Source organism: Flavobacterium sp. WC2509, from assembly GCF_052683105.1.
Window position 1 is genome coordinate 1,761,660 of sequence record NZ_JBQZFG010000001.1, and the last position, 12,997, is coordinate 1,774,656.

Annotated in this window: 12 protein-coding genes; 8 read left to right on the forward strand and 4 right to left on the reverse strand. The window is 31.7% G+C overall.

Annotated elements, in window-relative coordinates:
• Positions 1 to 34: 34 nt before the first annotated feature.
• Positions 35 to 331, reverse strand: a complete 297-nt coding sequence (locus ACUN3A_RS07325; protein ID WP_445550655.1) for an isoamylase early set domain-containing protein — start codon at positions 329 to 331, stop codon at positions 35 to 37.
• A 234-nt stretch (positions 332 to 565) separates the two neighbouring features.
• Here ACUN3A_RS07325 and ACUN3A_RS07330 point away from each other — a divergent pair, with 234 nt between their 5' ends.
• The 4 genes from ACUN3A_RS07330 to porT all read left to right on the forward strand — a co-directional run bounded on the left by ACUN3A_RS07330 (position 566) and on the right by porT (position 3,477).
• The gene (locus ACUN3A_RS07330; protein ID WP_445550656.1) at positions 566 to 898 is read left to right on the forward strand and encodes a 2TM domain-containing protein; all 333 of its coding nucleotides are present in this window, start codon (positions 566 to 568) and stop codon (positions 896 to 898) included.
• Positions 899 to 908: 10 nt separating this feature from the next.
• Entirely contained in the window at positions 909 to 1,391 is a 483-nt protein-coding gene (locus ACUN3A_RS07335) for a dihydrofolate reductase (protein ID WP_445550657.1), read from the forward strand.
• A gap of 618 nt (positions 1,392 to 2,009) precedes the next feature.
• Positions 2,010 to 2,741, forward strand: coding sequence for a bifunctional demethylmenaquinone methyltransferase/2-methoxy-6-polyprenyl-1,4-benzoquinol methylase UbiE (gene ubiE, locus ACUN3A_RS07340; protein WP_445550658.1), 732 nt, complete (start codon positions 2,010 to 2,012; stop codon positions 2,739 to 2,741).
• 22 nt (positions 2,742 to 2,763) lie between these two features.
• On the forward strand, positions 2,764 to 3,477 hold the full coding sequence (gene porT / locus ACUN3A_RS07345) for a type IX secretion/gliding motility protein PorT/SprT (protein WP_445550659.1): 714 nt from the start codon (positions 2,764 to 2,766) through the stop codon (positions 3,475 to 3,477).
• Between the two features lie 3 nt (positions 3,478 to 3,480).
• Here porT and ACUN3A_RS07350 read toward each other — a convergent pair whose 3' ends face one another.
• Positions 3,481 to 4,209, reverse strand: a complete 729-nt coding sequence (locus ACUN3A_RS07350) for a TrmH family RNA methyltransferase (RefSeq protein WP_445550660.1) — start codon at positions 4,207 to 4,209, stop codon at positions 3,481 to 3,483.
• Between the two features lie 44 nt (positions 4,210 to 4,253).
• On the opposite strand from ACUN3A_RS07350, the gene tamL reads away from it, so the two are divergent.
• The 3 genes from tamL to accD all read left to right on the forward strand — a co-directional run bounded on the left by tamL (position 4,254) and on the right by accD (position 8,975).
• Positions 4,254 to 6,878 carry a translocation and assembly module lipoprotein TamL gene (gene tamL / locus ACUN3A_RS07355; RefSeq protein WP_445550661.1) on the forward strand — a complete coding sequence of 875 codons (2,625 nt, stop codon included), beginning with the start codon at positions 4,254 to 4,256 and terminating at the stop codon, positions 6,876 to 6,878.
• A gap of 61 nt (positions 6,879 to 6,939) precedes the next feature.
• Positions 6,940 to 8,007 carry a class II fructose-bisphosphate aldolase gene (gene fbaA, locus ACUN3A_RS07360; RefSeq protein WP_445550662.1) on the forward strand — a complete coding sequence of 356 codons (1,068 nt, stop codon included), beginning with the start codon at positions 6,940 to 6,942 and terminating at the stop codon, positions 8,005 to 8,007.
• 113 nt (positions 8,008 to 8,120) lie between these two features.
• Complete coding sequence (gene accD / locus ACUN3A_RS07365) at positions 8,121 to 8,975, forward strand: acetyl-CoA carboxylase, carboxyltransferase subunit beta (protein WP_445550663.1); 855 nt, start codon at positions 8,121 to 8,123, stop codon at positions 8,973 to 8,975.
• Between the two features lie 83 nt (positions 8,976 to 9,058).
• On the opposite strand, the gene ACUN3A_RS07370 is transcribed toward accD, so the two are convergent.
• Together ACUN3A_RS07370 and ACUN3A_RS07375 are read right to left on the reverse strand one after the other, a co-directional pair.
• On the reverse strand, positions 9,059 to 9,943 hold the full coding sequence (locus tag ACUN3A_RS07370; protein WP_445550664.1) for a cupin-like domain-containing protein: 885 nt from the start codon (positions 9,941 to 9,943) through the stop codon (positions 9,059 to 9,061).
• Between the two features lie 90 nt (positions 9,944 to 10,033).
• The gene (locus tag ACUN3A_RS07375) at positions 10,034 to 11,281 is read right to left on the reverse strand and encodes an ABC transporter permease (RefSeq protein WP_445550665.1); all 1,248 of its coding nucleotides are present in this window, start codon (positions 11,279 to 11,281) and stop codon (positions 10,034 to 10,036) included.
• A gap of 164 nt (positions 11,282 to 11,445) precedes the next feature.
• On the opposite strand from ACUN3A_RS07375, the gene purH reads away from it, so the two are divergent.
• Entirely contained in the window at positions 11,446 to 12,972 is a 1,527-nt protein-coding gene (gene purH / locus ACUN3A_RS07380) for a bifunctional phosphoribosylaminoimidazolecarboxamide formyltransferase/IMP cyclohydrolase (RefSeq protein WP_445550666.1), read from the forward strand.
• Positions 12,973 to 12,997 lie beyond the last annotated feature (25 nt).

A 12,997-nucleotide genomic window follows, 5' to 3' on the forward strand; every position in this document is an offset into this window, starting at 1 on the left:
ATAAAAATCCGCTCTATGAGCGGATTTTTTCATGCTATACTGTTAATACACTATTTTCAGCCCCTGCAAAATCATTCCATTTTAAAGCTTCTGCCTCTGGCTCATTCACATAAACACCATCGACTACATATTTATATTCATATGTTGTGTCTTTTGGTAATTCGAAAGTGCCTTTAAAAGTACCATTTTTCAATTTACCTAAAGCACCTTCTTCAACTTTCCAATCATTAAAGTCACCAATTACAGACACTTGATTAGCCTCTTTTGCTTCTAAAGAAAAAGTAACTTTACAAACAGGCTTCGTTTTTATAAATTGTTTTTTTACAGACATAACTATTTAATTTTTAATGTTATAACAAAGTAAGTAAAATAATTTTAAACATAAACAAAGAGCCTCATTTTTAGTATATTAACAAAAAACTATACTTTTTTTTTATTATTGAAAAAAATTGAATACTATAAATACTAATTTCAATATTAGGAAACGATTTCAGTTTAAATATTCCATAGCCAAAATTGTTACATTTGAAAATAAATTTTATCTTTAGAAGCAAAATTTCACATTATGGAAAATGAATTATACGAACAATATGAATATGCGAGAAACCGTATAAAACAAAAAAAAAGATTATACTACCATTTTGTTTTCTTTGCACTGTGTAGTATATTTTTATTTATTGCAGTATATTTTTTTGAAACTGCAATTGAGTTAAATTGGTCTATTTGGATTATTGCTGCATGGCTATTTATTTTTGTATTGCACTTTATAAAGGTTTTTATAACCGACAGATTCATGAATAAATATTGGGAAAAAGATCAAATAGAGCGACTTGTAGCTTTACAAAAAAAAAAGATAACTCAATTAGAATCCAAAATTGAAGAGAATAATTCTAAATAAATACTAAAATATGATCATTATGATTGCTGCAGTTGCAGAAAACAATGCATTAGGAAAGAATAACGAATTAGTTTGGCATTTGCCTAATGATTTCAAAAGATTTAAATCACTAACTACTGGTCATCATATAATAATGGGAAGAAAAACATTTGAAAGCTTTCCAAAACCTCTTCCTAATAGAACACATGTTATAATAACCCGACAAAAAGATTACAACCCAACAGATTGCATTGTAGTGGATAGTATTGAAAAAGCTATTGCCGTTTGTCCAGAAAGTGAAACTTCCTTTATAATTGGTGGGGGGGAAATCTATAATTTAGCACTTCCTTTTGCTGATAAACTTGAAATAACCAAAGTACACCATAGTTTTGAAGCCGATACCTTTTTTCCAGAAATCGATTCCAATAAGTGGAAAGAAATTCAAACCGAACTAAACCCCATTGACGAAAAACATCAATTTGCGTATACTTACCAAACATTTGTCAAAGTATAATTTATATTAAAAAGGCAAATGAATAAAAATAAAAAAGCATCCCATGACTGGGATGCTTTTTTTAAATGATTAGCGGAAGGACCTATTCTTGTACTACAATTTGATAACATAATATACAAATCACAACTATTAATATCATCCCCGATATGAAGACAATATAATTTGATGATTTTTGAGAGTACAACTCAAAAAAACCTTTAGTACCAAATACCACGAAGGTACTAAAGGCGAAGAAAATTAAAATTTCCAAAAACAAATTTAATCCTAAGAACGTATTTTGCGCTTTTAAAATAATACTGCCACTAGTGACGGTACCTTCAAAAAACAATACAAGAACAAATGAGATAAATAGCGCAAGAAGCATCCATTTGGTTTGGGTCATTAGTTCCCGTCTAATCATTTTAAAAATATTTAAATTTTAAAGTACAAACATCCGCAATAAAAACAGTTTCCACAATACCCACTTTTAGTGATATTTCAATTATTCTCACTTTTAAAATGCTATTCACGCTGAAATGAGTTTTTCTTTCGAAAACGATAATCGAATAAAATTTTGATTGACAGAAAAAACACATTTATAGTTTATACAGTTTGTTTATATTTGTAGAAATTAAAAAAATGCCAAAAGAAATCACCCCTTATAAAGACTCTTCACTTAGTAAAAAAGAACAAGTTGCTCAAATGTTTGACACCATTTCTGGAAACTATGACAACCTTAACCGTGTTATTTCATTTGGAATCGATGTTAAATGGAGAAAAAAAGTTTTGCAATTGGTTGCTAAAACTAATCCCCAAACCATATTAGATATTGCTACTGGAACTGGGGATCTTGCTATTTTGATGGCACAAACCAAAGCCAAAAAAATTATTGGTCTAGACATCTCGGCAGGAATGCTTGAAATAGGCACTAAAAAAATTCAAGAAAAAAATCTCTCACAGACTATCGAAATGGTATTAGCAGATTCTGAAAACATGCCTTTTGAGGACAATTTTTTTGATGCTATAACCGTAGCTTTCGGGGTTAGAAATTTTGAACATCTAGAGAAAGGACTTACTGAAATATTAAGAGTTTTAAAACCAGGCGGAATATTTGTTATTCTAGAAACTTCTGTTCCAGACAAAACACCATATAAACAAGGGTACAACTTTTATAGCAAAAACATCTTACCATTGATTGGAAAATTATTTTCAAAAGATGATGTGGCTTACGAATATCTATCTGAATCAGCCGCTGCATTCCCTTATGGAGAAGCTTTAAACAATATTTTGAAAAAAACTGGGTTTATAATGGTAAATGCTATGCCTCAAACATTTGGCGTTGCAACTATCTACTCTGCTTCAAAAAAATAATACTGAAATATTTAGCATAAATATGAAAAAAATAATTGTACTAATCCTATTAAGCATTGCCATAAAAGGAAATTCCCAAAATTCTAAAAGTATTTTTGGCAAGGATCCGATAATAAACCTTGAAAACTGGCAAAAGAAAAGACTCTATTTTGGTTTTTTCTTAGGATTTAACAACTATGATTTCAAAATTGACTATAAAACTGTAGGACCCGATATACAAGTAGACAAATCAGGAGGATTCAATGTCGGACTAGTAACTAACTTTAGACTGCAAGAATATTTAGACTTACGATTTGAACCGGGACTTTATTATTCGGATAGAACTTTACATTATCCTCCAAACGCAGCTTTTGACTCTCGCAGCGATGCTATAAGAGAAGTAAACAGCACCTATATTAACTTCCCGTTGTTATTAAAATTTTCAGCGCTTAGAACAGGAAATGTCCGACCTTATTTATTGGGAGGTGTTTCTGCAAATTTAAATTTATCCAGTAATGCTAAATCTATCGATGACAATCTTGAAGAACGATTTAGAGTAAAAACATGGACTACCAATTATGAATTAGGAATTGGTATTGATATTTTTTCGGAGTATTTTATATTTTCCCCTTCTATTAGAGGGCAATTTGGAATTTCAGACGAATTAATTCGTGATAAAGACCCGAACAGCCCTTGGACTGGCAATATAGAATCTATGAAATCGAGAGCGATTTTAATTAATTTCACCTTCCATTAAGCTTTAATTTTGTCTTCTAAATTCGCTTAAAATAATTGCTGTGGCTGTCGCGACATTTAAGCTCTCGGTAATTTGAAGTGCTCCAAAACGAGGAATGGTAATTCTTTTTGTAATTAATTTTTCTATACTTTCTGAAATTCCGTTTGCTTCATTTCCCATAACAATAATACCTTCTTGAGGTAAAGTTGTTTTGTAAATGTTATCACTGTCCATAAATGTTCCAAAAACTGGCAATTTAGTTTTTCCAAGAAAAGCATCTAAATCGACATAATTAACATTTACTCTAGCGATAGACCCCATAGTAGCTTGAACAACTTTCGGATTATAAATATCAACTGTTTCTTTAGAGCAAACCAACTGCTGAATTCCAAACCAATCACACAATCGGAGAATGGTTCCCATATTACCAGGATCTCTAACAGAATCGAGAGCAAGAACCAATCCTGATTCAACGATATTAGATTCTAAAGGAATTTTGAATACTGCCAAACAATTATTCGGCGTATTCAAAGCGCTTATTTTATTCAATTCATTTTGATCAATAATAGTTCTCTTATCAGAAGTAATCTCTTCAAAATTATTTTGAGTTGTATAAAGATGTTCCAGTTCAAAATTTGATTTTACTAATTCTTGAATTACTTTTGCACCCTCAGCAAAAAACAATTGATTAGCAAATCGATATTTTTTTTGTTGCAAACTAGATATCAGCTTTATTTGGTTTTTACTAAGCATAAAAAATGTACTTTTGAATTAAATATTCTATAACACTAACCTACATGAATAAATGGTTTTTTTCTTTTAAAATAAAAAATGGATTTGCTGAAGATTTTAAGCAATCCATACTTTTTAGAAAGAAAAAGAATGTTGCAAAAATATCATTATTTATCCTAATTAGCGCTTTTTTCTACGCTTGTAATTCAGAAAAAAGAGTTCCTGCCAAAAAACAACTTCTAGTCAAAAACGAAATCTTTGAGAATGACAAAATACTCAAAAACCAAAACGTAAACGATCAATTATACCAACAGCCTAACTCTAGCTTGCTGGGATACCGAATGTTGTTGAATATTTATAATTTGGCCAACCCAAACCCTGATTCTACTTTTAATTTAAAATATTTAAACAACAAAAAGAAATATGACCGAGAGGTTAAATGGCTTTCTGCAAAACAAATTGAAGGACTTCGTAAATCATTTTGGTATCTTGGCATTCATAATTTTCTGAAAGAAACTGGGGAAGCACCTGTAATAGCGGATACTTTAAAAGCTAAAAAATCATTGGCAAGAATTAGAAGTTATTATTTTAACAATGGTTATTTTAACATTAAAGCATCCTATAAACTAGATTCATTATCTCCTAAAAAAGCCCAAATATCATACTTTTTAACTACAGGAAATCCTTATTTTATAGACACATTAAAAACCAAAATAAAAACTCCTGCTTTAGATTCTCTTTACAAAAAAATGCGTTCCCAACTCACTATTGGAAAACAATTTAAAACAGAGGATTTTGAAAATGAAAAAAACCATATTACAACATATTTTAGAGACCATGGAGCTTATCGCTTTCAGTCCAACTATATTAATTTTGATATCGATACAATTAATAAAAAAGACAAGGCATCTGTACTTTTAAACATTGAGAATTATTCTTATCAGGAAAATGATTCTACTAAAACTGAGCCTTTTAAAATATATAAGATTAGTGATGTTCAAATTTACACTGATTATTCAGCAGCAAATCACAATCAGCCTGTTAAGGATAGCGTAACTTATAACAATATGACCTTATATGGTTTTCAAAAAATAAAATATACACCACACGCTATCACCGATGCTGTATTCATCAATAAAGGAGATAACTTTAGTGATACCAAAACCGTTTTATCTACTAGATATTTAACTAATCTAAGGACATTTAATTACCCAACCATTCAGTATGAAGTGGATAAAAAAGATACGACTGCTCAATCCTTGGTTGCCAAAATTTATTTAACACCAAGAAAAAAATACAGTTTTGGCTATACTTTAGATTTCACACATTCTAATATAGAAGATTTTGGAATTACCGGAAGCATCACCGAAACAATACGAAATGTATTTAATGGTGCCGAAACATTAGAACTTTCAGCTAGAGGGAATATTGGAGCATCGAATGATATCGCAAATTCAAAAGACAGCTTCTTTAATGTATCCGAATATGGTATAGATGCGAAATTAAACTTTCCTCGGGTATTATTTCCCGTGAAAACGGAAAAAATAATTCCAAAAAGCATGCTTCCTTCTACTGTAGTAAGTCTTGGACTATCCAAGCAAACTAACATTGGACTGGATAAAGAAAATTTTACGGGATCGTTTTCATACAATTGGACACCAAAGAAAAATACAACCACTCGATTGGATCTTTTAAATTTTCAATTTGTTCGAAATCTAAATCCTGAAAACTATTTCAATGTTTACACCAGTTCTTATGATGCTTTAAATGATATTGCTAAAACCTATAACACAAACCCAACCTATGTTGACACCAACGGAAATTTGATTATCGAAAGTGGAACAACTGGCTTTACAAATGATGTTCTAACAGGTCAAACTGCATTAACACCAAGCAACCCTGATTTTCAAAATGTAAATAGTATTGAACAACAAAGAATACGACTAACAGATAATGATTTTATCTTGGCTACCAGTTTTGGCTTTACAAAAACGAGTAAAAGAAACCTGCAGGATAATGATTTTTATACATTTAGAACAAAAATAGAATCTGCGGGAACTCTATTATCCGCAATATCTTCCATTGGAAATATTCCTAAAAATCAAAACGGAAATTATGAGATTTTTAATTTAGAATATTCCGAATATATAAAAACAGAATTTGATTTTATTAAACATTGGAGTTTAGGTAAATCGGGCATATTTGCCATGCGTTCCTTTTTTGGTATTGCGGTACCTTACGGAAATTCAAATTCAGTTCCGTTTACAAAGAGTTATTTTGCAGGAGGATCTAATGACAACAGAGCATGGCAACCTTATAATCTTGGACCAGGAAGCAGTTCTTTTTCCAATGATTTTAACGAAGCCAATATGAAAATTGCATTTAGTGGAGAATACCGTTTTTCAATTGCAGGTAAATGGGGCGGTGCTTTATTTGCAGATGCAGGAAATATTTGGAACGTACTTGACGCCGTTACCTACGAATCAGCAAAATTTGATAGTATAAAAGACTTAAGCGAAATCGCTTTAGGAACAGGTTTTGGAGTTCGATATGATTTAAGTTTCTTTGTTATAAGGTTCGATATCGGATTTAAAACCTACAATCCTGCCAAGGAAATAGGGGAAAGATGGTTTACACAATATAATTTCGCAAACTCTGTACTTAATTTTGGGATCAATTACCCTTTTTAAATGCTAATTAATTCTTATTTTTGCAAACTTAAACCAAATAAACAATTTAAAAGAAACAAAAATGGCACACAATATTAAACCCGGAGTAGCGACAGGCGATCAAGTTCAAGAAATATTTAGTTATGCAAAAGAAAAAGGTTTTGCACTACCTGCAGTAAATGTTATTGGATCTGATACCATTAATGGAGTACTAGAAACTGCTGCTAAATTAAATGCACCAGTTATCATTCAATTCTCTAATGGTGGAGCACAATTTAACGCTGGAAAAGGACTTTCTAACGCTGGAGAAAAAGCCGCTATTGCTGGTGGTATTGCTGGAGCAAAACACATTCATACATTAGCAGAAGCTTACGGAGCAACTGTTATTTTGCATACTGACCACTGCGCTAAAAAATTATTACCTTGGATTGACGGATTATTAGATGCTTCAGAAGTACATTTTGCTGCAACTGGAAAACCATTATTCTCTTCTCACATGATCGATTTATCTGAAGAGCCTATCGAAGAGAACATCGAAATCTGTAAAGGTTATTTAGAAAGAATGAGCAAAATGGGAATGACTCTAGAAATCGAACTTGGAATCACAGGTGGTGAAGAAGACGGTGTAGACAACTCTGATGTAGATAGTTCAAAATTATATACTCAACCTGAAGAAGTAGCTTATGCTTACGAAGAACTTTCTAAAGTTAGCCCAAGATTTACAATTGCTGCAGCTTTTGGAAACGTTCATGGTGTTTACAAACCAGGTAACGTAAAATTAACTCCAAAAATCTTAAAAAATTCTCAAGATTACGTACAAGATAAATTCAAAACTGGATCAAATCCTGTTGATTTTGTTTTCCACGGAGGATCTGGTTCTACATTAGAAGAAATTAGAGAAGGAATTAGCTACGGTGTTATCAAAATGAATATTGATACTGATTTGCAATTTGCATTTACAGAAGGTATCCGTGATTTTATGGTTAACAACATTGACTACCTTAAAACTCAAATTGGAAACCCAACTGGTGCAGACTCTCCAAATAAAAAACACTACGACCCAAGAAAATGGTTACGTGAAGGAGAATCAACTTTCAATGCAAGATTGGAACAAGCATTTGCTGACTTAAATAATGTGAATACACTATAAAAAAGTGATCAGTTTTCAGTTTTTTAGTGTTCAGTTCTCAAACTGGTATTGAACACTAAAAACTGATTACTAAACACTGAATACTTGATTACTGAACACTGAATACTATACAAATGGCTTGGTTTAAAAGAAAAGAAAAAGGAATCACTACGGCTACCGAAGACAAAATGGATATTCCAAAAGGACTTTGGTACAAATCTCCTACTGGGAAAATTATTGATGCTGATGAATTGGCTCGAAATTTATTTGTAAGTCCCGAAGATGGTTTCCATGTTAGAATTGGAAGTGAAGCCTATTTTGATATTTTATTCGACAATAATGAATTTGTTGAATTAGACAAAAACATGACTTCAAAAGATCCTTTGCATTTTGTTGATACAAAAAAATATGCAGATCGATTAAAAGATGTCATGGAAAAAACAAAACTCAAAGATGCTGTTCGTACTGGAGTTGGAAAATCAAAAGGAAAAGAAGTAGTAATTTGCTGTATGGATTTTGCCTTTATTGGTGGATCTATGGGAGCTGTAGTTGGAGAAAAAATCGCAAGAGGAATTGATCACGCTATAAAAAACAAGTTACCTTTTGTAATGATATCCAAATCAGGAGGAGCCAGAATGATGGAAGCTGCTTATTCTTTGATGCAATTAGCAAAAACATCTGTAAAACTAGCGCAACTTTCGGAAGCAAAACTCCCTTACATTTCTCTTTGTACTGACCCAACTACCGGTGGAACTACTGCATCTTACGCTATGTTAGGAGATATCAATATTTCAGAACCAGGTGCATTAATTGGGTTCGCTGGACCACGTGTAGTAAGAGACACTACTGGTAAAGATTTGCCAGAAGGATTTCAAACTGCAGAATTTCTACTTGAACATGGTTTCTTAGATTTTATAACGCCAAGAAAAGAATTAAAAGATAAAATTAATTTATATCTTGATTTAATTCAAAATAACCCTATTAGATAGTTTTTAAACTTCTAAAAATAAAAAATCCCGAGCAATCGGGATTTTTTGTTTTGTATCTATCTTTAAAAGCTTCTGTAATTCCTTTAGTTTCTTGGTCTGCCTTTTTTTAGTTCCTTTTCAGCAATTTTGAATACTAGTTTTTCTCGCCATTTTGCATAACTTCCTTTGAAGGTTACTTTTATCGCACTGTCGATAGCTCCATGCATAAACAGACTCCAAACACTGGCTATTTTTCTAGCAATAGACCGATCCCATGCACGAAGTGTCAATGAAAAAGAACCATCTATATACCGCATCCAATGCCACATTCCTGTTGGCATAAACAAAGTATCTCCATGCTCTAGAAAAACCTCATAACCTTCTACCCCTTTTAATGCAGGAAATTTTTCGAAATCTGGATTAGCGACATCATAATCTTCTAATGCATATGTCGTATTGGGGATACAATAAAGTCTTTTTTTCCACTTATTGTCAAATAATATAATGTGTTTACGACCTCCGAAGTGAGTGTGAAAAAGGTGAGGCAAATCAATGTCATAATGCAAAAAAGTAATTGCTTTGGATCCGCCAAAAAACATGGCAGGCATACTTTCTATAAAACCGCCCATCAAATCTTTGGGTATTTTTACATCATTAACTAATTCAGGCCTATGTTTAAACAGATTAAAGAAAAAAATACGCAATTCCGTAGGTTCTCTTTTTATTAAATCCAAATATTCGCCAAATTTCATACTGGCAATAGACGCATTAATTGGTTTGTTGGGATCAGCTTTTGAATTATCTACTAGCTTTACCTCTATATCACCTGCTATTTCTTTAAAATAATCTGTTGACCATTTTTCACGAGCAGGCCAATCATTTGTCAATCCTTTTATAATTAAAGGCTTTCTTTTATCTAAATAGTTTTTCTTAAAATCCTCTTTAGAAATAGAATCAACTGTATCTACATTTTTTAAAATAAAGCTCATCTATAAATATTTAATCATTGGATGTTTACCCAAAACTAATTAAATATTTATATCCCTCCAAATTTACCCTAAAGTTACAATAATATAATACTACATTCCTGTTCTAATAGCTTCAACAGGATCCAACTTAGACGCTGCAATAGCTGGTATAATACCAGACACAACCCCAACAATAATTGATAATCCTGAACCAATTAAAACATTCCATAAACTTAAAACAAATTCAAAATCTAATAAATTCGTAAGAAGTATTGATGTAATCCAAACTAATAATAACCCTATTGAGCCACCAATTACACAAAGAATAATCGCTTCAAATAAAAATTGAAATAATATAAAACGGTTTTTAGCACCTAATGATTTTTGAATCCCTATTAAATTTGTACGTTCTTTTACAGAAACAAACATAATATTAGCAACACCAAAACCGCCAACTAAAAAAGAAAAAAAACTTATACAGATTCCTCCAAAACGTAAAGCTCCTAAAAATTGATCTATAATATCTAAAAATCCTGCAAAAACATTAATAAAAAAATCATCAATTTCACCCGCTTTCAATCCTCTGAAATTTCTAAGTTTTTGTGATATTTCGCCTTTATATTCTTCCATGTCAACTCCCTTTTCGGGTTTAAATATAATTACGTTCGTTAAATTTGGATTATTATCTCCATACAATCTTCGAACAAAATTAACTGGAATATAAGCCGCTGTGTCATCACTGCTTCCAAAAGTAGCTCCTTGTTTTTTCAAAACCCCTATAACTGTAAATCGCTGTCCATACAATCGTAGATTTTTTCCAATAGGTTCAGAATCTTCAAAAAGTGACTTGGCAACATCCGCCCCTAGCACAATTACAGCTGCGCCAGAATTGGCTTCAGATTCATTATAAAATCTTCCTTCTTCAAATTCTAATCCTTCAATATCTATAAATTCATGTGAAACGGGTAATATCTGCACAGAACTTACGGTATTGGAACCATACTTTATAGATTCGCTTCTAGTAAATATACGATACCCCAATTGGTCGGTATGCGTCATCGCACTTTTCAAATAAATGTATTCAGAATATTTTACATTAGGGAATTGCTCTCTTTTCCATTGTGGTACATCCGAAGCGCCAAAAGGAGATTTTAATAAATAAATAGTATTTTTATCCATACTACTCAAATCTTTTGAAATTTTTCTATCCAAAGAATCTACTGCTGCAAGTACTGCTATGATTGAAAATATTCCAATTGTAACCCCCAACAAAGAAAGCAATGTTCTTAGTTTATTACTTCGCAATGCATTCATCGCAAAACCAAAACTCTCTTTTAATAATCGTAGGTAAACCAGCATATTCTTAAAATTTCTATTACAGTAAAATTCAATCTTTTTATTTCAAAAACCTAAAAAAACATATTTAACAATTGGTATAATATTTTAAGAGATTGTTACATGTTTTTTATTGAATTATGTTATCAAAAAAAACTATTTTTGCACTTTAAAATTTTAACTACTCGATGAGCACAACAAAAACAATCAAATCAGCATTAATTTCAGTCTTTTCAAAAGAGGGTCTAGAGCCAATTGTTAGAAAACTACACGAACAAAATGTAATTTTTTATTCTACTGGAGGTACAGAAGAATTTATTAAAAACTTAGGAATTCCTGTAGTCCCAGTTGAAGATGTTACTTCTTACCCTTCTATCCTTGGTGGAAGAGTAAAAACATTACACCCAAAGGTTTTTGGAGGAATCCTAAATCGTCAAGACAACGAAAGTGATGTACAACAAATGAAGGAATATGAAATCCCTCAAATTGATTTGGTAATTGTTGATTTATATCCTTTTGAAAAAACTGTAGCTTCTGGGGCTAGTGAAAGCGATATTATCGAAAAAATAGATATTGGTGGAATTTCATTAATCCGTGCTGCAGCAAAAAACTTCAAAGACACAGCGATTGTTGCTTCTATGGATCAATACAGTTTGTTTTTGGATATGATTTCGACTCAAAATGGTGCTACATCATTAGAAGACAGAAAATTATTAGCAACTAAAGCTTTCCACGTATCTTCTCATTATGATGGAGCTATTTTCAACTATTTTAATACTGATGAAACTATCTATAAAGCGAGTATAGAAAATGGTCAAGTATTACGATATGGTGAAAATCCACATCAAAAAGGATTCTTCTTTGGTGATTTTGAAGCTATGTTTACCAAAGTTCACGGAAAAGAATTATCATACAACAACTTACTTGATGTTGATGCCGCTGTAAATTTAATTCACGAATTCAAAACAGACGGACCAACATTTGCTATTTTAAAACACAATAATGCTTGCGGATTAGCTACAAGAAAAACTATTTCTGAAGCTTACAATGTTGCATTAGCATGTGATCCTACTTCTGCTTTTGGTGGCGTATTAATTGCTAACACAACAATAGATGTTGCTACGGCTAATGAAATAAACAAATTATTTTGCGAAGTAGTTATCGCTCCATCTTATGATGCTGAGGCAATCGCTATTTTACAAGAAAAGAAAAATAGAATTATTTTAATTCAAAATGAAGTCGAATTACCTCAAAAACAGGTAAGAACATGCTTGAACGGGTTGTTGATTCAGGAAAGAAACAATATCACTGATACTAAAGCAGACTTAAAAACCGTTACTACAACAACACCTACAGCGCAAGAAATTGAAGATTTGATTTTTGCTTCAAAAGTGTGCAAGAATACTAAATCAAATACAATCGTATTTGCTAAAAATGGAACTTTAATTTCTTCTGGAACTGGACAAACGTCAAGAGTAGATGCGTTATTACAAGCCATAGAAAAAGCAAAAGTTTTTGGATTTAGTTTAGAAGGAGCTTCTATGGCAAGTGATGCTTTTTTCCCTTTTCCAGACTGCGTAGAATTAGCTAAAAAAGCAGGAGTAACTGCCGTAATTCAACCAGGAGGATCTATCAAAGACGAATTGAGTATTAATTATTGTAATGAGAACAATCTTGCAATGGTATTTACAGGAACTCGTCATTTTAAACATTAATTTGTTTAACTTTGTGCGTAATTTA